The organism is Algoriphagus vanfongensis DSM 17529 (assembly GCF_000429465.1).
GTDB classification, from domain to species: domain Bacteria; phylum Bacteroidota; class Bacteroidia; order Cytophagales; family Cyclobacteriaceae; genus Algoriphagus; species Algoriphagus vanfongensis.
Genome location: NZ_AUBX01000009.1, coordinates 796,570 through 821,023, shown reverse-complemented (window position 1 = coordinate 821,023; position 24,454 = coordinate 796,570). Strand labels below are relative to the sequence as shown.

The 24,454-nt window shown below is 42.6% G+C and carries 20 protein-coding genes; 4 read left to right on the top strand and 16 right to left on the bottom strand.

Going from position 1 to position 24,454, the window contains the following annotated elements; genetic code table 11:
- Positions 1 to 47: 47 nt before the first annotated feature.
- Entirely contained in the window at positions 48 to 473 is a 426-nt protein-coding gene (gene arfB / locus G460_RS0104960; protein WP_026954326.1) for an alternative ribosome rescue aminoacyl-tRNA hydrolase ArfB, read from the top strand.
- 187 nt (positions 474 to 660) lie between these two features.
- Here arfB and G460_RS0104955 read toward each other — a convergent pair whose 3' ends face one another.
- Positions 661 to 1,338, bottom strand: coding sequence for a metal-dependent transcriptional regulator (locus tag G460_RS0104955; RefSeq protein ID WP_026954325.1), 678 nt, complete (start codon positions 1,336 to 1,338; stop codon positions 661 to 663).
- A gap of 143 nt (positions 1,339 to 1,481) precedes the next feature.
- Here G460_RS0104955 and G460_RS0104950 point away from each other — a divergent pair, with 143 nt between their 5' ends.
- A complete protein-coding gene (locus G460_RS0104950) occupies positions 1,482 to 3,749 on the top strand; it encodes a TonB-dependent receptor (RefSeq protein WP_026954324.1) in 2,268 nt (755 codons plus the stop codon).
- Between the two features lie 11 nt (positions 3,750 to 3,760).
- Here G460_RS0104950 and G460_RS0104945 read toward each other — a convergent pair whose 3' ends face one another.
- From G460_RS0104945 to G460_RS0104880, 14 genes are all read right to left on the bottom strand, one after another.
- A complete protein-coding gene (locus G460_RS0104945) occupies positions 3,761 to 4,183 on the bottom strand; it encodes a CHY zinc finger protein (protein ID WP_084421148.1) in 423 nt (140 codons plus the stop codon).
- Between the two features lie 152 nt (positions 4,184 to 4,335).
- Entirely contained in the window at positions 4,336 to 4,896 is a 561-nt protein-coding gene (locus tag G460_RS21435; protein WP_051315916.1) for a DUF3347 domain-containing protein, read from the bottom strand.
- A gap of 9 nt (positions 4,897 to 4,905) precedes the next feature.
- Complete coding sequence (locus G460_RS21430; protein WP_035463855.1) at positions 4,906 to 6,681, bottom strand: efflux RND transporter periplasmic adaptor subunit; 1,776 nt, start codon at positions 6,679 to 6,681, stop codon at positions 4,906 to 4,908.
- A 12-nt stretch (positions 6,682 to 6,693) separates the two neighbouring features.
- Positions 6,694 to 8,094: a TolC family protein gene (locus tag G460_RS0104930; protein ID WP_026954322.1), complete on the bottom strand. Its 1,401-nt coding sequence runs from the start codon at positions 8,092 to 8,094 to the stop codon at positions 6,694 to 6,696.
- 3 nt (positions 8,095 to 8,097) lie between these two features.
- The gene (locus tag G460_RS0104925) at positions 8,098 to 11,931 is read right to left on the bottom strand and encodes an efflux RND transporter permease subunit (protein ID WP_026954321.1); all 3,834 of its coding nucleotides are present in this window, start codon (positions 11,929 to 11,931) and stop codon (positions 8,098 to 8,100) included.
- A gap of 78 nt (positions 11,932 to 12,009) precedes the next feature.
- Entirely contained in the window at positions 12,010 to 12,426 is a 417-nt protein-coding gene (locus G460_RS0104920; protein ID WP_026954320.1) for an HYC_CC_PP family protein, read from the bottom strand.
- A gap of 108 nt (positions 12,427 to 12,534) precedes the next feature.
- Positions 12,535 to 12,744, bottom strand: coding sequence for a heavy-metal-associated domain-containing protein (locus G460_RS0104915; protein ID WP_026954319.1), 210 nt, complete (start codon positions 12,742 to 12,744; stop codon positions 12,535 to 12,537).
- 116 nt (positions 12,745 to 12,860) lie between these two features.
- Positions 12,861 to 13,826 (bottom strand): Kelch repeat-containing protein, encoded by a 966-nt coding sequence (locus tag G460_RS0104910; RefSeq protein WP_026954318.1) that lies wholly within the window; start codon positions 13,824 to 13,826, stop codon positions 12,861 to 12,863.
- Between the two features lie 121 nt (positions 13,827 to 13,947).
- The gene (locus tag G460_RS0104905) at positions 13,948 to 14,796 is read right to left on the bottom strand and encodes a prephenate dehydrogenase (protein WP_026954317.1); all 849 of its coding nucleotides are present in this window, start codon (positions 14,794 to 14,796) and stop codon (positions 13,948 to 13,950) included.
- A gap of 8 nt (positions 14,797 to 14,804) precedes the next feature.
- Complete coding sequence (locus G460_RS0104900) at positions 14,805 to 15,944, bottom strand: pyridoxal phosphate-dependent aminotransferase (RefSeq protein WP_026954316.1); 1,140 nt, start codon at positions 15,942 to 15,944, stop codon at positions 14,805 to 14,807.
- Positions 15,944 to 16,765 carry a prephenate dehydratase gene (locus G460_RS0104895; RefSeq protein ID WP_026954315.1) on the bottom strand — a complete coding sequence of 274 codons (822 nt, stop codon included), beginning with the start codon at positions 16,763 to 16,765 and terminating at the stop codon, positions 15,944 to 15,946. Before G460_RS0104895 ends, G460_RS0104900 begins: the two co-directional genes overlap by 1 nt.
- Positions 16,755 to 17,984: a 3-phosphoshikimate 1-carboxyvinyltransferase gene (locus tag G460_RS0104890; RefSeq protein ID WP_051315915.1), complete on the bottom strand. Its 1,230-nt coding sequence runs from the start codon at positions 17,982 to 17,984 to the stop codon at positions 16,755 to 16,757. Before G460_RS0104890 ends, G460_RS0104895 begins: the two co-directional genes overlap by 11 nt.
- Before the next feature lie 24 nt (positions 17,985 to 18,008).
- Positions 18,009 to 19,043: a 3-dehydroquinate synthase gene (gene aroB, locus G460_RS0104885; RefSeq protein WP_051315914.1), complete on the bottom strand. Its 1,035-nt coding sequence runs from the start codon at positions 19,041 to 19,043 to the stop codon at positions 18,009 to 18,011.
- 74 nt (positions 19,044 to 19,117) lie between these two features.
- Positions 19,118 to 20,215 carry a chorismate mutase gene (locus G460_RS0104880; protein WP_026954312.1) on the bottom strand — a complete coding sequence of 366 codons (1,098 nt, stop codon included), beginning with the start codon at positions 20,213 to 20,215 and terminating at the stop codon, positions 19,118 to 19,120.
- Between the two features lie 588 nt (positions 20,216 to 20,803).
- On the opposite strand from G460_RS0104880, the gene G460_RS0104870 reads away from it, so the two are divergent.
- A complete protein-coding gene (locus tag G460_RS0104870; protein ID WP_026954311.1) occupies positions 20,804 to 21,991 on the top strand; it encodes a proline dehydrogenase family protein in 1,188 nt (395 codons plus the stop codon).
- 127 nt (positions 21,992 to 22,118) lie between these two features.
- Complete coding sequence (gene lysS, locus G460_RS0104865) at positions 22,119 to 23,825, top strand: lysine--tRNA ligase (protein WP_026954310.1); 1,707 nt, start codon at positions 22,119 to 22,121, stop codon at positions 23,823 to 23,825.
- An 87-nt stretch (positions 23,826 to 23,912) separates the two neighbouring features.
- Here the strand turns inward: lysS and G460_RS0104860 are convergent, their stop codons facing one another.
- Entirely contained in the window at positions 23,913 to 24,404 is a 492-nt protein-coding gene (locus G460_RS0104860) for an SRPBCC family protein (protein WP_026954309.1), read from the bottom strand.
- Between the last annotated feature and the right edge of the window lie 50 nt (positions 24,405 to 24,454).

Below are 24,454 nucleotides of genomic sequence, written 5' to 3'. Positions count from 1 at the left end.
GAAATCTGCTTTGATGTCAATGGATTTATTTCGCCTACCTTTAAGTTATGAATTACTTAGAAGCCCGGATTGAACGTGGAGATTTTTTGAAGGAATTGAATTTCCAAACTGCTAGAAGCGGTGGGCCTGGGGGCCAAAATGTAAACAAGGTGGAGACCAAGGTTTTGTTATTCTTCAATATCCCCAATTCTCAGGTATTAACAGAGGAAGAAAAAGAAAAACTATTGACCAGATTTTCCAATAAAGTAGATCAATCTGGAGTACTTCAATTACAAAGTCAGGAAAAGCGATCTCAAATCCAGAATAAGGAGCTGGTGATCGGTAAGTTTTACGATCTGCTTCGCAAGGCTTTTGAAAAGCGGAAAATCAGGAAAGCCAGCAAGCCTAGCAAAGCTGCTGTCGAAAAACGTCTTCAGTCCAAAAAACAACAATCGGAGAAAAAATCGAATCGAAACTGGAAGAAGGATTTTTGATGAGGTTGAATTTGCCGTGACCCTTTATTTCAATTTGTAAAAAAAAGTGTTTTGCTGTTCGTGGTGATACGAACAGAGACGAGCAGTAACTTGAATAAGAATATTTGCCTTGATCCGTGTTTTCACGGGTCTATTTTGCTAGTTGCCAACCAGATGCATTCCTGTTAAAATAGCTGTAGCAAATAGATTAGTGAGAAGACTTATTCGACTCGTAAATTTTGACCAGCAATTTTTCACAGACTTTTTGACTGAGTGTTTCTTTTTCAGAGTCTAAATAACTGACCACGATACTTTCATCAAAGGCTTCTTTGGAAATCAGACGTAATTCTGTTCCCAAACTAAGCTGTCGACTGTTCAGGTATTCCAAAAATTCAATGGATGAATCGCGCAATGCTACCAACACGACCTCCTGTCCCGGCTGGACTTCTGCCAAGCTCTTAAAATGCATTTCTTGAATTCGCCCCTGTTTGTCTGGAATAGGTGATCCATGGGGATCTACCGTGGGATGTCCCATCATTTCATCCATTCGTTCAAAAAATTTAGGTGCATGGATATGCTCCACTTGCTCTGCTATTTCATGCACCTCTTCCCATCCGAATCCCATTTTATTAACCAAAAACATCTCTGTCAATCGATGCTTTCTGATGATCAAAGCAGCTTCTTTTTTTCCTTTTTGAGTAAGAGTGACCGGTTTATATTTTTCATAAATCAGTAAACCGCTTTTGTGAAGAGTCTTGACCATGCTATTGGCAGAAGGCATGGAAACTTGGAGGTGCTGTGCCAATTCCGAGATCCCAACTTCCCCAGCAGGATTGGACAAGTTGAATAGAGCTTTGAGATAATTTTCTTCTGTAGTGCTAGCCATGAGCTTGTTTGAATACTCAAATATGCAGAAAAGAATTTTGAAATTCCTTTGTTAGAATAATCTAACAAAATACATTTGTATAAATAACAATTGAATTCTGATTCGATAAGTTTTATAATTGCAATAATGTTGCATTTGAAATTATGAAAAAGGGGATAGCTATAAGTTGCATTTTGGTCATTACAGTCATAGATCTTTTTGCTCAACAGGCCTTCAAAGGGCATGTAGAGGGGCCACAAGGTCATTTGGAGTTTGTCAGTGTATTTTTGCCTGATCTGCAAAGGGGGACGATCACAGATGCGTCTGGATATTTTGAGTTGAAAGATCTGAAAGCAGGAAAACACCGAGTGGAATTCTCGCTCATCGGATATCAGAGAGAGGTAGTTGATGTCAGCTTGCCTCTGGACGCTCCATTGCAAGTCAAGATGAAGCAATTGGACAGCAGCTTGGACGAGGTGGTAGTCAGTGGCACCCTGCAGGAGGTTTCCAAATTGGATAGTCCTGTACCCATAGAGGTTTATAAATCCACATTTTTTAAAGCTAATCCCACACCTTCACTTTTTGAATCACTCCAAAATGTCAATGGGGTTCGTCCCCAGATCAATTGCAATGTCTGCAATACGGGAGATATCCATATCAATGGATTGGAAGGGCCCTATACGATGGTGCTGATTGATGGAATGCCGATCGTAAGCGGGCTTTCGACGGTTTATGGATTGACGGGGATTCCTCAGTCCCTGATTGATCGGATCGAAGTGGTCAAAGGACCGGCTTCTACCCTTTATGGTTCTGAGGCTGTAGGAGGATTGATCAATGTGATCACCAAAAAAACAGAATTGGCGCCCGCTTTTTCCATGGATTTGATGGCGAGTAGTTGGGGTGAAATCAATGCAGATTTGGGATTGAAAACGACTTTTGGTAAAAAGATACAGTCACTTACTGGAGGCAATGTATTTTGGTATGACAATCCAATAGATAAAAATGGAGATGGGTTTACAGATGTTACTTTGCAAAGAAGAGTCTCGTTTTTTGAAAAAATACAAGTGAATAGACCGGGCAATAAAGTATTTTCTTTGGCAGGGAGGTATCTCTATGAAGATCGCTGGGGAGGTCAGATGCTGTGGAGTCCAGAATACAGAGGAGGTGATGAAATCTATGGGGAAAGCATCTATACCAGTCGCTGGGAACTGTTTGGTACCTATGAATTACCGGGCGTGGAAAATGTAAATTTCCAGTTTTCTGCCAATGGACACGGTCAAAATTCGGTTTATGGGGATACCAAATACCTAGCTGATCAAAAGATAGCTTTTGGGCAATTGACTTGGAGAAAAGAGATGGGAGTCAATCAGTTTTTACTAGGAGCTGCTTATCGCTACACCTACTATGATGATAATACGCCAGCCACTGGAGGTGTCGGTGGAGAAAATGAACCCTCCAAAGTTCATCTTCCCGGTGCATTTGTACAAGACGAGATTACGCTATCAAGTCAAAGTAAATTGCTACTGGGACTAAGGTATGATTACAATTCTGTTCATGGCTCAATTATGACTCCTAGGCTTAATTACAAATGGTCTTCTTTGGACAAAACGACTGTTTTTAGACTTTCTGGAGGCAATGGTTTTCGAGTTGCAAACGTATTTACTGAAGATCACGCGGCATTGACAGGAGCGAGGGATGTAGTTTTCGCAGAGGAATTAGCGCCTGAGAAAAGCTGGAATGGCAATGTCAACTTGGTCAAAAAACTCTATACTTCGAAAGGAAACTATTATTCCTTTGATGCTTCTGGCTTTTATACCTATTTCACCAATCGAATCGTGCCTGACTATGAGACTAATCCCAACCAGATCATTTACTCCAATCTGGACGGAAGTGCCGTTTCCAAAGGAATTTCGCTGAATGTGGACGCTGCATTTGCCTCAGGATTTCAGGTTATGGCTGGTGCGACTCTGATGGATGTGACTTTGGAAGAAGAAGGGCAAAAGGTAAGACAGCTTTTGACCGAGCGGTTTTCAGGTGTATGGACTATCAGCTATCAGGTGCCATCGATCGATCTTAAAATTGATTATACAGGGAATGTGTATAGCCCGATGCGATTGCCCTTGCTCGGCGAGCTGGATGATAGACCAGAATATTCACCGTGGTACAGTCTTCAAAACATCCAAGTCAGTAAGAATTTTGGCAGATGGGAAGTTTATGGTGGGGTCAAAAACTTGTTGAACTTTACTCCACCAGCCAATAGCATCGCTAGGGCGTTTGATCCTTTTGATCGAGATGTTGTATTCGACGATGGGGGCATGGTAGTACCCACACCTGAAAATCCCAATGCTTTGACTTTTGATCCGACCTATGTCTATGCACCCAATCAAGGGATTCGGGGCTTCTTGGGAGTTAGATTTACAATTCTAGATTAGAATTGACCTGATCATTTGGTCTCAAAATACAAGTGGTAGTGTTTGCTGCAGCCTGGATTGAAGGCGGATTGACATTTGGGACAGGTATTATTGGAAGCCATATAATCGGCTATGCTTAGCTCAGTCCCGCAAACCCCGCATAGAATGGCCTTTTGATCAAATTCCTCCCTAGGCCAAACTTTGGGTTCATGCTCGGCTTCTTCCTCATGACAGGAATAGCAGGGATAATATTTTTCGCAACATTTGAATTTGATAGCGATGATATCCAAATCCGAATGCCAATGAACACAGCGGGTTTGATTGTCCACAGGCTTCCCGAAGACATTAATTCCTCTGATTTGGGAAACCTTTAAAGGTTCCAAAACTTTTTGCTGAGCCTGTATGGAAGTACCCAAAAACCCTAGGAAAAATAGAAGTATGAGTTGCTTTTTCATGGTCAATTAAGGCTAGCGGGGATCTTTTTAATAGGTAATTGGAGATGAAAATTCTGAATTTTTTCAAAATTTACGTCACCCTGAGCGAAGTCGAAGGGTCCTCGATCCCGATTGGTATCGAGGACGCTCGGACTGACAATATTTTTCTAAGTTTAATTCAAAGCCAAAATCTCCTCCACTTTCCCGCAAGTTAACATAGAACTTCCGAATAGTGGATTTTTGATTTCTTCTGAAGCACTCAGCCAGATTCCTCCACTTCCATCTTTGTACATCGGACAGTGCTGCTGATACAAGGTACGGTCTGTTCCTGCTACTTTGACAAAATCGGTCATCAGGACACTCAATGCCTGAAAGCTTTCTCTCTGGGCTGCGATATCTTCTGTAGCAAGGTTTTCAGCTACCATCGCAGCTTCCATTTGGAGATTTTCTGCTTCACCTTTGACTGTAGCCTCCAAGCTTGCTGGATCATAAGATTTGATCGCTTGTACAAGATCACTGCTTTTGGCAGCCACAGCAGCAGCATCGTCTTTGACTAAGTCATTCTTGATAGCCAAGTAAGAGTCAATGATAGCCGTCGTAGATTGGGATTTGACAAGGTCTGTTTTTTGATTCATATCATGATCTTCATGCATGGTATGATCTTCTGTTTTGGAACCTGAGCAAGAATACAATGCGATTCCGAGGGCTAGGGCGAATAAACTAGTCTTTTTCATAATTTTTATTTAATGAGTATGAGTTGATGATATTGTTGTCTTTGGTGATTCTGTTTCAAATACAGTTTGACCCTTCAAATAAGTTTGTTTGACCTCTCCACAAGTCAGCATGGATGCTCCAAAGTAGGGGTTGGAAATAGCTTTGCTCTCAGAAAGCCAATATGCTCCCTGATCCCCGAAAGCCATTGGGCAGTAATCTTTATATACGACCTCTTTGTTCAACCCAAAGCGCTCCGTCATATCCAAAACAGCAGTAGAAAGATCTGAGAAATATTTTCTGGATGATTCCAGATCAGATGATGCTTCCAATTGATTTAAACTTGCGGAAATTTGCTTCATTAGTTGCATCCAATGCTCGTGGGCCATTCCTTCCAAAAGCTTCATGTCTACTCCAGATAGGCTGTTTTGGGCATTTTTTGCACTTTTCTGACTTTCAGTCAAATTGTCTGAAGCCAAATTGTTTTTGATCTCAAAATAGGCATCTGCCAAAGTTGTGATCTGAGATCTAAAAGCTTCCGGAACTTCCATAGATTTAGATTCAGGTCTATTCATCATGCTATAGCTCCCAGAAAGCTGTGCTGCCGCATCTACTGCAAAGACTCCATTGGTGACGATTTCCTCTCCGGGCATTATTCCAGACTCTATAAGGTAATTATCACCAACTTTGGAGCCAAGGCTTACTTCTCGCATTTCGAATGCCGGAACTTCAGAATTAGGGACTTTAACATAGACAATAGACCTCTTTCCAGTCCAAAGCAAAGCAGTTCTGGGAATAGAGAGCTCGGTATTGGCTGAAGATGAATTCGATGAAATCGTGCCTGTCACAAACATTTCCGGCTTCAACTTTCCTTGGGAATTGGAAATCTCTGCTCGAACAGAAGCGGATCGAGTGCTTGGATTGATCAGGGGATCGATGAAGCTGACTTTGGCTTTGAAAGTTTCACCGGGAATCCCGGCGGCTGTGAATGAAACTTCATTTCCAATTTTCAAAAATGGCAAATCAGATTCATAGGCATCCATCAAAACCCAAAGTTTGGAAAGGTTGACCACGTTGAATAATACGGATCCAGTGCTTACATAATCGCCCACGGCAATGTTTCGCTGGGTAACTACGCCACCGTGCTCGGCAACCACATCCATTTGCTCCTGAATTTTCCCTCCAGCTTCTATGGAGGCGATTTGTTGTTCGCTCAGTTTCCATAGTTTCAGCTTTTCTTTGGCAGCCTGGTAAAGTTCAGGGAAAGAGGATTTGGATTTTGACGCTTCCAATAATTCCTGCTGGGCCGTCATCAATTCAGGGGAATAGATACTTGCCAGTTTCTGTCCAGCTCGTACCTGTTCTCCTGTGAAGGAAACATAGAGTTTTTCAATTCTTCCAGGGAATTTGGCTGTAATGGCCGCATTTTCACGTTCGTCAGTTTGAATTTTTCCAGTCAAGGTTACCTGATTTCCAGATGCAGCTCCACCCACTTTGGTAGTATGGATATTGGCCAGGGCCACTGCATCCTGAGTCATTTCATAGACCAAAGCATTGGAATTACCAGAAGAGGTATTGCTGGAAACCGGAATCAGATCCATTCCACAAATTGGGCAGGAGCCGGGTTCATTTAGTTTGATTTGCGGGTGCATAGAGCAAGTCCACAGCTGATCCGCCAAAGACTCCGAATGATTATGCTCGTCTTCAGAACTGGCAGGGGAACTTGGTTTTATTATCCACCCAATGACAATTCCTGCCAAGAGTAAAGCCCCGAATTTGATCCATTTATTTTCTAATAGCTTTTGCATGCTTTTGATGATTTAATTGAGGGGAGTTCCAGTTCCTAAGGATTCCAGCATTGCTAAACTTTTGTGTTGTTGAACAATAGAGATCATACTTTGAAGTTTATAATTCAGCAGTTGCTGATTTACCCTAAGAACTTCTTCCATTTCTTGTCCATTGGTAGAAAAAGAGGTGAGAAGAAGTCTAAGTGTTTGTTCAGCTAATTGGCTTTGCTCATGGTATAGGGCAATATTTCGATTGGCATTCTCCAAATCCAGGATGGCATTGGCCCACTGCATGGCCAACATATTTTCCTTTTTCTCTTTTTTCAGTAAGGTTGCCTCTCTCAGGTATTCTGTTTCTTTAATCCTGGAATTGGTTTTTTTCCTGTAAATAGGCAAGGTCAGGCTGACCATGGGCATGACCATATCTTTTCCCCCCATCATCATTCCACTTTCCGGTCGTGCCTGAAAAGGCATGTAGTTCACTCCTGCGCCAAACATAGGCCTTCCATCCAGACGTGCCATTTGTTCCTGTTGGTCCAAAACTTCCATTTCGGTATCATACATGGCCAATAGGGGATTTTGACTAGAGATGCTGTCCAATACAGCCATTTTATCCATGATCAACTGGGTAGGGACCAGGGTATCCAATTCAGAAATGGGAGTGTTGATCTCCCTGTTGAGCAATTGATTGAACTTGATGCGAAGGGGGATCAATTGATCGGATTGATTGGCAATCGTGTTTTCCAATTCCCTGACCTGCATTCTGATTCGAAGAATATCACTCATTCCCGTCCCTGAAGCCATTGCCGAACCAGCTGGCATCTGTGGGGTTGGATTGGGAGAAGAATTTTCTGGAGATCCGTTCATGGCATCCACTCCCGAAGCTGTACTGGTCCTATTGCTGCCCATGGTAGCCTGAGGCATCTGGGAGGAGGCGGTACCGGGAGAAGAAGCACTCTTGAATTTCACCAAAGCCAGACGTTCATATTCCTTCAGGTATTCCAAATTCTCCTGATTGATCTGTATTTCTTCCTGAATTTGATACAAGTCATAATAGGTGGATTTTACCTGATAAAAGAGTTTGTTTTTGGCATCCAGAAATACCTGGTATCGGACATGTGCCATCAGATTAGCTTCCTCCTTTTTTACTCCCAAAGTTCCAAACCATGGAAACATCTGCATCAGTTTGATATCAGCCACCTGATTTCCCATCCATCTTTCCATCGGGGAAAAGAAAATCCCCATAGACAATTCAGGATCCGGGAGACTGCTTACCTGAGGAGCTTTTTCCAAGGAAGCCAGATATTCATGATAATAAGCCTGCAATTCAGGATTGTTTTCTCCTGCCTGAATCAGGTAATCATCCAGATTTTGGCCCCAGGAGAAGGTAGTGATGGCCGTCAGTAGGAAGAATAGAATTGAAATTTTTCTCATGGCCTATTGATTTTGTTCGGTTGTAAAGACACCAGTGTTCTGCTTTAATTTTCTTTCGGCCCACCAGCAATACAGAGTCGGCACGATGAATACTGTAGTCAGTTCCAGGACCATTCCACCCAGAGAGGGAATAGCCATAGGAATCATAATATCCGATCCTCTTCCAGTTGAGGTAAGGATGGGAACCAAGGCCAAAAGGGTAGTGGCTGTGGTCATCAGGCAAGGAAGAACCCTTCTTTTTCCCGCCTCAATTACTGCGGTACGAACTTCTTGAACTGAGGTAGGTTGATGCGCTTTGAAACTTTGATCCAGATAGGAAGCAACGACCACTCCGTCATCTGTCGCAATACCAAAAAGAGCAATAAAACCAACCCAAACAGCGACAGAAAGATTGATGTCCTTCATCTGGAAGAGCTCCCTCATAGGGATGTCAAACAGGGAGAAGTTCATGAACCAATCCTGTCCGTATAACCAAAGCATTAGAAAACCTCCTGAAAACGCCATGGCTATTCCTGTAAATACAAACAAGGTGGTAGAAACGGCTCTAAACTGGAAATAAAGGATTAGGAAAATGACAATCAGGGAAAGTGGAACCACAATGGAAAGTCTTTTCTCAGCTCGAATTTGATTTTCATAGCTGCCCGAAAAGGTATATCTAACCCCTTTGGGAATTACCAGTTCTCCCGAGTCGATCTTGGACTGTAGGTAGTTCCGGGCATCTTCCACTACTGAAACTTCTGCATATCCATCTTTTTTGTCCAGCAATACATAACCTACCAAGAAGCTGTTTTCGCCACGAATCATATCAGGCCCGGGCCTATAGCCTATGTCTGCCAATTGACCCAATGGAATGTAATTTCCCAAAGGAGTCGGGACTTGAATATTTTCGATAGCGCCAGGATCATCACGGAATTCCCGTGCATAGCGCACCCGTATCGGATAGCGTTCTCTGCCTTCCACGGTTGTGCTCAACTGCATCCCACCGATGGCAGTTTCAATGAAATCCTGCACATCGACCACATTCATTCCATATCGGGAAATCTCATCCCTTTTAATCTCCAGTTCCAGATAGGGTTTGCCGACGATCCGATCTGCAAAGACTGCTTCACTCTTCACGGAGGGAACCTCTTTTAGGTATTTTTCAAGCTTTAACCCAAAGTCTTCAATGGATTGTAAATCAGGTCCATATACTTTGATTCCCATAGGAGCTCTCATGCCTGTTTGTAGCATGACCAATCGGGTTTCAATGGGCTGAAGTTTGGGAGAAGAAGTCACACCCGGGATTTGGATAACACCTACAATTTCATTCCAGATATCGTCAGGACTCTGGATATGAGACCTCCATTGACGGAAATATTCTCCATCTGAATCCACTACCAACTGGGAAGTTTCCACCAGATGGGGCTCCATGGTAGATGGATCAAAGTAGGTCCCGTTTTTCAATTCAAACAACCCGTCTCCATTCACTTTGAACCGGATCCGAGTTCCATTTGCATCTGTCAGATACTCACTTTTGTAATTGATGGTGTTTTCAAACATCGTCAGGGGAGCCGGGTCAATCGCAGTTTCTGCCCTTCCTGCTTTCCCTACTACCAATTCTACTTCTGGAATTGCTGTGACCAGCATATCAAGCTTTCGAAGTACTTCCCTGTTTTCCTGAACACCAGCATGAGGCATGGTGGTTGGCATCAGTAGAAATGATCCTTCATTAAGCGATGGCATAAATTCCTCACCCAATCCAGGAAAAGTATGGGATAAGCCAGACCAAAGGGAAGTAGTTCGGATATTCAAGCCTATTTTATCCAAAGTTTTGGGGATAAATCCGAAAACCGAATTGAATCCCAACCAAACCGAGGCTCCTAACAGCAAGACCACAACAGGGAATGTCAGGAATGTCTTTTTATTGTTCAGACACCAGTTTAGAATCTGTGGATAAACCCGAATGAAAAGGGTAAAACCACCCAATACCAATGTTAATAGAATTGCTATAAACCCAAAGTTGATCAAGTAGCTGTTGGAGACTCCCAAGGGCATCCATTCCGAAGTCAGGAGGGAAGCAACAGCCAATAAGGTTACGGCAATGATGAGTGCATTCTTTCTGGCTTCCAGTATTTCAGGGAAATGAAAAGCCAAGGAATGGATCAATCCATAGCCTACCAAAACCCAACCGGCCCAGGACCAGACCGAAAATGCGATAATCAACCCAAAGACTACAAGAGCATAATTTGCTAAGCGAGAGAATTTTCCTTTATAGCTTTTGAATGAGAAAAACCAGTGGGAAAATGCAGGCATGATCAACAAGGTGAAGATGACCGCTGAGATCAAGGCAAATGATTTGGTGTAAGCCAAAGGGCCGAATAGCTTTCCTTCAGCAGCCTGAAGGGTAAATACCGGAAGGAAACTGACGATTGTCGTGCTGACTGCCGTTATTATGGCTCCTCCGACTTCTGTGGTAGCTTCATAGACAATTTGGAGTTTGGATTTACCTCCATTCGGCATTTCCAGATGCCTGAGAATATTTTCATTCAAAATAATCCCCAAGTCCACCATGGTTCCAATGGCAATCGCGATTCCTGATAGGGCCACGATATTGGCGTCCACACCAAAGTACTTCATAAAGATAAAGCACATCAAAACTGCCAAAGGCAGGAGGGCAGAAATCAGTAGCGATGCTCTCAGATTATAGACCATCACAATAATCACAATGATGGTGATCAAAATCTGCAGGGAAATTGCCTCGTACAAGGTTCCTAATGTCTCGTAGATCAGGTTGGTTCTATCATAAAATGGCACGATAGTTACCTTGGAAACAGTCCCGTCTGCCAAAGTTTTGCTGGGAAGTCCATCGGAAATCTTTTCGATTTCAGCTTTGACACCCTCAATCACTTGGAGAGGATTGTCTCCATATCGGGCGATAACCACACCGCCAACGGCTTCCGCTCCAGATTTATCCAGAATTCCCCCCATATTTCTGGGTTGAGGACCGATATTGACTTTGGCAACATCCTGAATCCGGATAGGAACATTGTTTGTGACTTTGACAACAGCCTGATCCAAATCACTGAGATTTTCGACATAGCCTAGACCTCGGACAAAGTAATCGACTTTGTTGACCTCGATGGTGTTGGCGGAAACGTCCAGATTTGATTTTTGAACAGCAGCCATCACATCCATGAGCGTTACTCCATTTGCCTTTAGTGCAGCTGGATCCACATCAACTTGATATTCTTTGATGTATCCTCCCACTGATGCGACCTCTGACACGCCATCTACTGCTGTCAGGGAATAGCGTACATAATAATCCTGGATGGAGCGCAATTCATGTAAGTCCCAACCACCAGCAGGATTTCCTTCTGGATCTCGCCCTTCCAGCGTATACCAATAAACCTGTCCCAAAGCCGTGGCATCCGGACCTAATTTGGGTTGTACTCCTTCAGGTAAAAGACCGGAAGGAAGGGAGTTTAGTTTTTCAAGGACACGCGATCTACTCCAATAGAATTCGATGTCCTCATTGAAAATGATGTAGATACTGGAGAAGCCAAAGGCAGAACTACTTCTGACACTTTTGACTCCTGGCAGTCCCAAAAGTGAGGTAGTTAATGGATAAGTGATTTGATCTTCCACGTCCTGTGGTGATCTACCCATCCATTCTGTAAAGACGATTTGTTGGTTTTCACCAATATCCGGAATCGCGTCCACCGGCACAGGATCTCGGGGTATCAAACCCGTTTCCCAATTGAAAGGAGCGGTTGCAATGCCCCAGGCTACGATCAGGAGTAGCAAAAGAACAGTGACTAACTTGTTTTCTAAGAAATACTTAATGATTGAATTGAGCATGATTCATTCTGATGGTGCAAAAGAAAAGCTTGGATACAGCGTATCCGGGCACGAATGGCCGAAGCCATCAGAATGATTTTAGATCAAAAAGCTTTGATGCAGGATACATAAATCCTGATCAATCGGAGGGGAATAGTAAGGTGAGAAGGAGGCATCATCATCAGAATCCTGATCTAACCCTAAAATAAAGATCTGAACGAAAGCCAGCGCGAAATTGAAATCCAATTGGCTTTGATGCTTTTTTAGAGAGGTTTCGTCGTCGAGTTGAATTTGTTGACTCTGATTTTCACAGCATTTAGTTTTTTCCAAATGCGCTTTTCCATCCTCATTTGAATGGGAAGAGGATGTCTCCATTCCACAATCCAAATGAGTAGCGACAAATCCCAAAGCACTTTCCATTTCCTCTCCCATACAGATATGGGTTGTCTTGGCCATTCCCACCGAGGAGAAAAGCACCATTAAGGATAGCACTATGGAGATCAGCTTTTTCAACATTTCAAATCTACGGATAAATTTTTTGAATGTTTTTATTTAAAATTAGAATGCTGAATATCAGTAGTTTAAGCTCTGAATGTTCAGCTTTCTAAATTCTGATTTCAAATTTTATTTGGGGGTTGCCAAAAAGCCTGATGTCAAAACTGTCTTCTTCACATCTTCAGGAGAAAGCGTTTCTGTTTCCACTGTCAAAGTTCTTTCCGGATCTTCCAAATCTACTTTCCAGGATTGGATGCTGGATTCTGCATTAAGAATCGGGGTTACTTTGGCGAGGCAGTTTCCGCAGTTGATATTGGTTTTGAAGGTTAATGTCTTCATGGTATGTGCTAATTATAAATCTTCGATGTTTTACTAATACAAAGTTGGGAAGAATAGCTCTGGAAGATTTACAATTTATTGGATGGTTTTTATAAGATTTTGCAAAGGAGGGAGACTTACTTAAACTCCATAACCTCTATTGAATTTAATTCAGGGCCACCGCCCCGATTGGCTGAACCGGCGGCAACATAGATTTTTCCCTTGTAGAAAACGGTTCCCGTTCCATGTCTTCCCTGATTCAAGGGAGCAAGGGTTTTCCAGGTATTGTCTCTGGTGTCTAATACCTCCACCTCGGCATGTGCAGATTCCTGAACGCCGCTTTCTCCGTTCATTACCACCAAATAGGGTCCGATCCCTAAATTTGAATTGCCTGCTCTTTGGGTAGGGATAGCTGTATCGATCGTTTTCCATTTTCCTGTTTCAAAGTCGTAAAAGTCCACCTCAGAAATAGTTGTTTCAATCACTTTCCCGATAGCTGCATGAGAAGTTCTTCCTCCAGCTAAATACAGCCTGTTTCCGACGATGGCGGCACTGACATGATCTCGGGCTCTTGGGGCATCTGGAAGCGGAGTCCAAGTTCCGGTTTTTGGATCGAGCACATCAAACCAAGGCACGAAACCTTCATAATGACCGTCTTGAATGCCACAGACCAAATAGATTTTATCTCCTCTGACCGCTACTCCTGCTGATCCTCTGTACCTGCCTTCAGGAAGTTTCGGACCTTTTCTCCAAGTTTTTGTTTTCGGGTTGAAAATCCAAAGATCCTCGATTGGGGTTTCATGGGGATACCCACCAGTGAAAGCGCCAACAACCCATATTTCATTCTTATAGCTGACTGCCTGAAAATGGCTAATTTCCATCGGTGCGTCGGCTACTTTTTGCCAGGTATTGGTATTGGGATCAAATTCATCCACGGAACGATCTCCCCGTCCTCCTAAGGCATAAAATTTCCCATTGCACTCCACAAAAGAGTTTTCATGTCGTTTCATGGCTTCGCCTTTGGCATCGATTACCTGCCAGCTGTCTTGGGCAAAAAGCTGAAAAGAGAAAATCAGGCAGAAAATAAAAACGAGTGGCTTCATGGTTATGTAGGTTTAAGTATGTTTGAAATTACGAATCTTCAGGATTAAAAGCACAGGTGTCTCAAAGACAACAAAAAAACCACGAATTGCTCCGTGGTTTGAGGTTATAGCTTGGGTCTATTTATTTCCCTAAATCCAAGATGTCCCGGATTTTATTGATTTCTGCAAACTCCTGATAAATGCCTTCAGAATCAGATTGGGCTATTTTTTCACGCATAGCCGTCAGATTGGAGATGTAGCCATCCAAAGAAGCCAAGATATTATCCTTGTTTTCAGTGAGGATCGGAGCCCACATAGCAGGGGAGGACTTGGCCAATCGAACAGTGGAGGCAAAACCAGAACCCGCCATATCGAAAATGTTTTTCTCATCCTCCATTTTTTGAAGAACCGTTTTTCCCAACATAAAGGAAGTGATATGTGATAAATGGGAAACAAATGCCAAATGCCTGTCATGCTCTTCCGGATCCATAAACCTTAACTTCAAATTCAAGGCATCAAAAAGTTCGTATGCCTTCTCTTTTAGAGTTAGGTCAGTTTTTTCTAGATCACAGATGATCATCACCTTTCTGTCCAAAAGATCTGCAAAAGCAGCTTTAGGCCCAGAGTATTCAGTTCCTGCGATGGGATGGCCGGCAAGGTATTGTTTCCTTTTGGGATGATCCGCAATTTCACGGCAAAGTTTTGCCTTAGTGGATCCTAAATCAATAACTAGTGTATTTTCACCAATTTGATCCAAGGTTTCTTTTAATAAATCTCCCAAGGTATCGGCAGGAGTGGCCAAAATCACCAAATCTGTATCAGAATCAGGTTTTTCCTTTGCCTCAGTGATGATTCCCAACGTCAAGGCATCTTTTAAGTTTTGCTCTGAAATATCGGTTCCGGTTACCTGAAGCTCCGGGAATTTTCTCAATGCTCCAAGGCCAAATGAACCTCCCAATAGGCCCAGACCTACGATATGAATTTTTTTCATGATACTTATTATTTGATTCTGTTGATTGCTTCCAGGATTTTGAATTCAGGCATGCAAAGGGAGAATCTTACATATTGATTCCCAACCGATCCAAAGATTTTTCCTGGTGTGATAAAAATATTTTTTTCGTAAAGAAGGAAGTCTACCAATTCCTCAGCGGATTGCCCTTCTGGTACTTTGCACCATACAAAAAGCCCACCCGAGCTCTTTTGATAGGTTAAACTCAAAAGATCAGCAAGCTTCCAGATGAGTTTTCTACGGTTTTCGTAGTGCTCATTCATGTCCTGGAACCAGCTCTTTGATAGTTTCAGGGCTGCAATGGCTCCTTTTTGGATTCCCAAAAACATGCCCGAGTCCATATTGGATTTGACTTTCAGAACTGCAGCGATCCAATCTTCCCGACCGGAAAGCATGCCCACTCTCCAGCCTGGCATATTGAAAGATTTGCTCAGTGAATTCAATTCTAAAGCGACATCTTTAGCACCCTCTATTCCCAAAATGCTCAAAGGTTCTGGGTTTAGAATATGGCTGTAAGGATTATCATTGATGAGAACCAAATCCTTGTTATTGGCGAAATTGACCAGCTTTTGTAACAATGCCTTGCTTCCCAAAGCACCGGTCGGCATGTGGGGATAATTGATCCACATGAGCTTGACGCGGGATAAATCCAGTCCAGCCAATTCTTCCCAATCCGGCTCCCCGGATTCCTTCAGGGAATAGTAAACAGGTTCTGCTTCCACCAAACTGGTAACAGAACTGTAGGTCGGATAGCCCGGGTTGGGTATCAAAACCTGATCCCCTGGATTTAAAAAAGTCATGCTGATATGCAAAATACCTTCTTTGGAACCCATAAGCGGAAGAATTTCTTTCTGTGGGTTTAGCTCAACCCCGTATTCTCTCTGATAAAAATCAGCCATGGAAATTCTCAATTCAGGAATTCCTTGGTAAGATTGATATCCATGAGACTGAGAATTCTCAGCGGTACTCTTCAAAGCCTGAACTACTTCAGGAGCGGGAGGAAGGTCTGGGCTACCAATTCCTAAATTGATGACTGGTTTTCCTGCTGCAACCAGCTGGGCAACTTCTCTTAATTTGGCCGAAAAGTAGTATTCTTGGACGGTTTCAATGCGTTTTGCATAACCTTTCATTATTTCTGGCTTTTGTATTCTCCGAAAATTTTCAACTCTCCAAAATTCTCCTGGACAAGCTTCATTGCATCTTGATAGGAATCGTAATTGCTAAAAACAGCATCAATGAAAAAAGCATATTCCCACGGTTTCTGAATAACTGGAATAGATTGGATTTTACTTAAATCTAGTCCTTTTTCAGCCAGCATGGTAAGCAATTGGGCCAATCCTCCTTTTTCATTTTGGATAGTCACTTTGAAAGAAACCTTATTGACCTCTTTTGACTTTTCGTTTGATTCTTTTTCTAAAATGATGAATCGCGTGAAATTGTTTTTTACCGTTTGGATATCCGCTGCGATAATTTCCAATCCATAGATTTCAGCTGCAATTTTCGAAGCAATTCCAGCAATACCTTTCAGCTGATTTTCAGCAATACGTTGTGCGACAGCAGCAGTATCTACATCATCTTTGGCTTCCAAATGAGGATTTTGAGCCAAAAAGGGTTTGCACTGCAAGATGGCCATTGGATGTGAACGAACCTCCTGAATGTCTTCAATTTTCTGTCCTGGCAATGCCATCAATTGGTGGGCAATGGGCAAGTAATACTCTCCACGAACGAAAAGACCGTTTCGGTCAATAATTTCATAATTGGGAAGAATAGCTCCTGCGATGGAATTTTCTATGGCCATTACGCCGTAGTCAGCCTCTCCACTGGCAACCGATTTTGCAACTCCCTCGAAGGTATTGAAAGGCAATACCGTAGTGTCTTCACCGAAAAGATTCAAGCTGACCTGATGGTGAAAGGAGCCAGGGACTCCCTGTATGGCGATTTTATGACTCATGGTTGGTGCAGCTGATTCCAGCCAATTGACAATGTTTCCAGAAACTCGGATAAGATTTGTTCACCACTTCAGGATCTTCCATCAAGACTTTAGTTTTGGTCAAAAGAGGCATGAAAGCCATTCCCATTCTATGATCATCATAGGTATGGATTTGCACTTCATGAGGCATGGTCACAGATGGGATCACCTGAAAGACTTCAGGTTCTACTTCGTTGAATTCAGCATTGAATTTGGCCAACTCCTGCTGTAAGGCATAAATTCGATCTGTTTCCTTGATTCTCAAGCTCTCCAAACCAGTGAATTTGGCATCCTGTCCCAAAATAGCACAGGTCACAGCAACAGTTTGAGCAAGGTCCGGGCAGTGGGTGAAATCAAATTCTTTTAAACCCGTTACCGGGATTTTTTCCAAAAGCACGCCTTCCTTATTAAAGGTGCTTTTGATTCCCAAATGGGACATGATTTCCACGATTTTGGAATCGCCTTGTAAACTATCTTCTTTTAGTCCTTTTAAGAATAGCTCTCCTGAATCAGCACAGGCCAATAAGCTAAACCAGTAACTTGCACCTGACCAGTCGCTTTCCACCATGAATTCGGTAGGCTGATAGCTTTGGTGGGCTACTTTAATCATATTTTCTTTCCAGGAATAGGTAATGCCAAATTTGGCCATCAATTCCAGAGTCATTTCAATGTAAGTTCTACTTCCAACTTTACCTTCTAGTTCGATTTCCAGTCCTTTTGGAAGAATTGGCGCGATCATCAGCATCGCAGAAATGTATTGGCTAGAAACATCTCCTCGGATCTTTACTTTATCTGAGGTTTGTTCTGCCAATCCATGAATCGCCAAAGGAGGATAACCTTCTACATTCATGTAGTGAATTTCAGCTCCAATTTCTCTTAATGCATCTACCAATATGCCAATGGGTCTCTGGCACATTCTGGCCGTGCCAGTCATGACCTTGTTTTGATTGGTGATGGCTGCGTAAGCTGTCAAAAAGCGCATGGTCGTTCCTGCATCCAAGACATCATAAACTGGAGGATTCTTTCCTAGCAACCGAATCATGGTCTGGGTGTCCCGGGCCTCCGCGAGGTTGGAGATTTCATTTTTGCCTTCTGTCAGGGCATCAATGATCAGAACCCGGTTGGATTCGCTTTTAGAGGAAGGAAGGGGGATGGTGGTAGGAGCGAAAGCTGATTTTTGGCTCAGTTCTAAAATCTCCATGGTTTCTGTAGACAAGGTTGAAAATTAAATAGTACAATAATAGGTGAGTGCAGCTTCTATTTCTTTTCTGCTGACTGGGATGTTGTAGGTACAGGTCCCGATGTTCTCAAGGAGGGAAAAGAGGATTTCCTTTCCTTCATTCTTTTTGTCTTGAAGACAGAGATCTAAGGCTGCTCCAAAGTCATCTTTGGATAGCTGGATTTTGCCATAGACTTTTAAAAGATTTTCCTGAATCTGATTTAAATCTTCTTGGTGTAAGCCTTTTTTTTGAACAGAAAGCCAAGCTTCACAGATCATGCCTGCAGCGATCGCTTCCCCATGTAGGAGATGGTTGGGACCATCCAGAAAATGAGTTTCCAATGCATGGCCGATGGTATGACCAAAATTCAGGATTTTACGAAGTCCCGCTTCTTTGGGATCTTCTTGAACCACTGCTTTTTTGATGGCTACTGAATGATCGATCAGGTATTCCCAATTATTGGTTTTCCAGTCATCAAAATTGAGTTTTTCGAAGTAAGATTTATCTTGAATCAATCCATGCTTGATGATTTCTGCAAAACCGGACCTTAATTCATTTTCAGGAAGGGTTTTTAGAAAATCTGGACTGATCAAAACAAATTCCGGTTCGTTGAAAACTCCCAAATGGTTTTTTAATCCTTCGAAATCAATCCCCAACTTTCCTCCCACGCTGGCATCAACCTGGGAAAGAAGGGTAGTGGGCATATTGATGAAACGGATTCCTCTTTTGTAAATACTGGCACAAAAACCTCCCATATCACCCAATACTCCACCTCCGATGTTGAGGCAAAGTGCCTTCCGATCCAGTCCTGCCTCGGTCATTTTTGACCAAATGGAAGCACAGGTTTCCAGATTTTTGTGCGATTCCCCGGCAGGGAAAGTGAAAAGGTGATGTTCATCAGGTAGAGCCTTCTGAATCAGTGGGTAGCAATGTTGCAGGGTGTTCTCATCTGTCAATACAAAGAGAGAAGAAAAATTTAAACCCTCCAGCAATTCGGAAAGCTTCAGAATAGGTGAGGTACTTATATAAACAGGATTCACAGTAGGTTTAATAATCGGAGTGATAAAGAAAGGGAGAAGATGTCTCCCTTTCTAATTTTACTCAGCCAATTGTATTATTTTTTCAAAGCTTCCGCTTCACGGAGTTGTTTTTCTTGTCTCTTCACAGACTCTTCGTGAATACAATAAAGCAACTCCTTCATAAACTTCTCGCTTAGATGCTTATCTACACCCTTTTTCGTGCGGCTTTCCATTACTTCTTTCCATCTGTCAGATTGGAAAACAGTGAGGTGATGCTCTCTTTTGTGTGCACCGATCTGATCGATCACAGCGAATCTCTCCTGCAAAATATCCAGCAACTGATCATCCAAGTGATCGACAGCTCTTCTTAGATCCTGAAGTTTTTCGTCTGGAGCCATTTGTTCCAAGGGTTCTTTGAAGTCGATCGCAGAGATGATTTGTTTCAAAGCTTTTGGAGTCACTTGCTGCTTTGCATCAGACCATGCTTTGTCCGGATCATGGTGAGTTTCGATCATCAATCCATCCAGACCGAAGTTCATTGCTCTTTGGGACACTTCAAGAATTCCGTCTCTTCTTCCGACGATGTGAGAAGGATCGTTGATCACTTCCATTCCTTTCCAAACTCTCTTCAAGTGGATTGGCATGGACCAGTTTGGCTTGTTTCTGAATCGCTTGTCGTAAGCATCGGAGAAACCTCTGTGGATTGCCGCCAATTTGTCCAAACCTACTGCATGGAATCTTTCTAAAGCTCCCACCCAAAGATCCAAATCAGGGTTCATCGGGTTTTTGACCATCACTGGGACATCAGAACCTTTCAGTGCATCAGCAATTTCTTGTACTGCGAAAGGATTCACGGTGGTTCTAGCACCTACCCAGATTACATCCACTTTATGTTTCAAAGCCAATTCGGCATGAGCGGCATTTCCGACTTCTACTGTGATAGGAATATTCAGATGATGTCTGACGATTTCCATCCATTTTAGTCCATCTTCACCGATTCCTTCGAAAGATCCAGGTCTGGTTCTTGGTTTCCAGATTCCAGCTCTGAAAAGCTGAGGAACCATGTTTTCTTCTTTCATTTCCTTACAGATCTGTTCGATCTGCTCAGGTGTCTCTGCGGAGCATGGTCCTGCGATGATCAGTGGGGTGGTGAGTCCTAGACCCCAGTCTTTAATTTGTTTGTGAGTTTTCATACGGCTGAGCGTTTTTAAATGAAAAAAGCCCGACTCTTTCGAATCGGGCTTTTAGTTGTTTATGTTCTTTTAGTTTTTGGCTAGACAATACACAGCTCCGATTCGATTTTGGCTTCGAAAGTAAAAGTAAAAGAAAGTAAAATAAATCGCCGCTGTGATTAACATGCCGTAAATGTAAGCTGGTAAATTTTAATAGCAAAACATTTTTTTCAAATTTTAATTATTGAATACATAATTGAGGTTGGGTTGATTTATGTTTATTTTAAAAAATAGATTGAATCATCATCAATTCGCTAATTGAAGTCTCCTTTTTATTTCAATTCAGAATATTATTTGGAATTCCAAACCTAAAATTTTTCATCTGTATGCTTAGAATAAAGCAAATGAAATATGGATGGGTGAGACTGTAGTGCTATTTTATTTTTCCCAATCAAATCACCGTTTTGTCAATGGATAAAAGGGTGGAATTACAGGTCAATTCAGCACTTTTGAAGGATGATTTTTGGAAAAATTTGATCAAGCAAAATCCCTAACAAAACCTAAGTAAAAAGCTTTTTATTGATATCTTTGCAGCTTTATTTGAGTACAATGCCCGTAAAAACCCAAATATCTTTCCATAATCTGAAAGTAGCTTTCGCTTCCAAATCCGATTCGGAACTGAAAAAGACCTATCTGGTCTTTGCCATGCTGAATAATAAATTGGTCTCTGACTTGGGGATAGCCCTGACTAAAATCGGATTTGCACTTAAGCTTCCGATAAAAGGTATCATGAAGCAGACGATGTTTGGGCATTTCTGCGGAGGCGAGACGATTGCAGAGAGTATCGAAGACTGTCAAATCCTAGCTAAGTATGGAGTGGAGTCCATTCTGGACTATTCTGTAGAAGGAAAGGGTGATGAGGAGAGCTTTGCAAAGACAACGGAGGAGATTCGCCTATCGATGGTGGAGTCGGCCAAAACTGATTTTATGCCCTTTGGGGTGGTCAAAGTGACAGGTTTGGGTGACTATGAGATCATGACGAAGCTCCAATCTGGTTTGAAGCTGAATCAAGATGAGGAGGAAGCGTTTGAGCGATGCAGGCTTAGATTGGATTTGCTGTGTCAGACAGCGCATGAGCTTGGTTTAAAAATCTTGATTGATGCCGAGGAATCTTGGTTTCAGGATACAGTGGACAAGCTGACCTATGAAGCCATGGCCAAATACAATACGGAAAGGTGTGTGGTCTATAATACATTTCAGATGTATCGTGCCGACATGCTGGCAAGGCTAAAAGATGCCAAGTCAGAAGCTGACCGAACTGGCTATTTCTTGGGTGCAAAGCTGGTGCGCGGTGCTTATATGGAAAAAGAAGCCGAGCGAGCCGAAGAATTGGGCTACAAAAGCCCCATTCAGCCCAACAAAGCTGCGACGGATCGGGATTATGATCTGGGAGTGGAGTTTTGTGTGGCAAATGGTGTCTATTTGGTTAGTGGATCGCATAATGAGGCAAGCAATCATTGGGTGGTCAAGTTGATCGATCAGTATGGAATAGATCCCCAGTCGGATCGGGTATTCTTTGCGCAGCTCTATGGAATGAGTGATACGATTTCATTCAACCTCGCAGATGCGGGCTATAGAGTATTGAAGTATGTACCCTATGGACCTGTAGAAAAAGTGATGCCTTACCTGATTCGAAGAGCTGCTGAAAACTCGAGCATTGCAGGCCAGAGTTCGAGGGAGTTTGAGCTGATCAAACGGGAAATGAAAAGAAGGAAAGCAGCTGGTAGTAATCAGTGATCAGTTTTCAGAGTAAGGATAAAAAATAGTAAGTGATTTCTGGATGCTTGGTGCGAGTTAGTTTGTGGACATCGGGCATCGAACACCAGACATAAAACAGAAAATTTAAAATTCTCAAATCAATACAATGCAACTTTTGAGCGAACAGGAAATAGAAAGAAGAAAAGATCGGGAAGAACTGATGAGTTTGGGTGTGAACCCTTACCCTGCAGAAGCTTTTCCTATCAATGTAACGGCCGAGGACATTCATAGAAACTATGAAAACCGAAAGAACGATTACAAAGGGATTTCTATTGCTGGTAGATTGATGTCCAGAAGGATCATGGGGTCTGCTTCTTTTGCAGAAATTCAGGATTCCACTGGTCGTTTGCAGATTTATGTCAGAAGGGACGATATCTGCCCTGAAGATGATAAAACCTTATACAATTCAGTATTCAAGAAGCTTTTGGGAATCGGTGATTTCATCGGGGTAAAAGGCTATATTTTTACTACTCAAACGGGAGAGATTTCACTACATGTGACTGAATTGAAAGTTCTTTCCAAAGCTGTCAAACCGCTTCCTGTGGTGAAAAGAGATGAGGAAGGAAATGTATTTGATGGATTCACAGATCCGGAATTGAGATACAGACAACGCTACGTGGATCTGACGGTAAATCCTGAAGTGAAGCAGACCTTCTTTACCCGATCAAAGATCATTTCTACCATGAGAAGGTATTTTGATGATCACAACTGGCTAGAGGTAGAGACACCAATTCTTCAGGCTGTTCACGGTGGAGCTGCGGCAAGGCCTTTTGAAACGCATCACAATACCTTGGATATGCCGCTTTTCTTGAGAATTGCGAATGAGCTTTACCTGAAAAGACTGATCGTAGGTGGTTTTGATGGGGTTTATGAGTTTGGGAAAATGTTCCGAAATGAAGGAATGGACCGTACTCACAATCCGGAGTTTACTTCGATGGAAATCTATGTGGCCTACAAGGATTACATCTGGATGATGGAGATGGTGGAAGATTTGCTTGAGCAGGTGACTTTGGCCATCCATGAGGATACCAAGGTGAAGGTAGGGGAAAATGAAATTGACTTCGCCGGTCCATACAGACGATTGACCATGTACGATTCCATCAAGGAATATGCAGGAATCGATGTCAGCAAAATGGATGAGGCGGAACTTCGCCAAGTTTGTAAAGACATGGGTATCGAAACCGATGAGACGATGGGTAAAGGCAAGCTGATTGATGAGATCTTTGGTGAAAAAGTGGAAGCGAATCTGATTCAACCGACTTATATCACTGATTATCCGATCGAGATGACTCCTTTGGCCAAAAAGCACAGAACTGAAGAAGGCTTGGTTGAGCGATTTGAGCTGTTTGTCAATGGAAAAGAGATCGCCAATGCTTATACCGAATTGAACGACCCGATTGATCAGCGGGAGCGATTCGAAGATCAGTTGAAATTGGCTGCTAGAGGAGATGATGAGGCGATGGCAATGGATGAAGATTTCTTGAGAGCTTTGGAATATGGTATGCCTCCAACATCGGGATTGGGTATTGGAATCGACCGATTGACCATGTTGATGACGAATAAAACAACGATCCAGGAAGTATTGTTCTTCCCGCAGATGAGACCTGAGAAAAAGCAGGTGGAAATGACTGAAGAGGAGAAAATGGTATTTGAATTGGTGGTAAAAAGCAATCCTGCCGAACTATTGGTGATCAAAGATCAGGCTGGCTTAAGCAATAAAAAATGGGATGTGGCAATCAAAGGCCTGACCAAAAAAGGAGCTTTGAAAGTCTCTAAAGAAGGGGAGACCTTGATGGTTTCTGTTGTGGAGTAAAAAGTGGGGAGTCGGATGACTATCTAGCACTTAAACAAAAAACCGGGCTGAGAAGTCCGGTTTTTTGCTTTTAGTGGGAATAGTCACTCAATCCATATTCAACTCATTATTCTTATTTCTCAAATCCAATCCTCCCAAAAGAATGGATTTCAAATTGAGGAGGTAAAAGGTCCAACCGGTTTTGCATCCTACATGGAAGTTCAATTTGGCATCTTCCTCGAGCGGGATTTGTGATTGGGTGAGTTGCAGGATGGTTTCACTCCCTTCTTGATAGGTTTTGACACTAACTATTCCAGCTTTTCCAAAAGTGAAACGGATAATCTCATCTTCTTCAGAAGGGAGGATTTCACCTTTTTCTATGATTTCATCAGACCAACCATGCCACATCCATTGGTAGAGATCTCCCACTTGGAATTTTTCATTTCTTTCCCGAACAATCCCCTCAGGAGAACTGAATTCAGCCAATCTTAAAAACCAGTTTTCCAAGCCTTCCTGGGACGTCCAAGCTTTAGAAATAGCCTCTATCGAGGCATTGACGGGGATTTTGACTGTAAACTGACTCCATTCTGAACTTTCCATAGTGATTGATTTGATGAATGTGGAATAAATTACGGATTATTTAGGAGGAA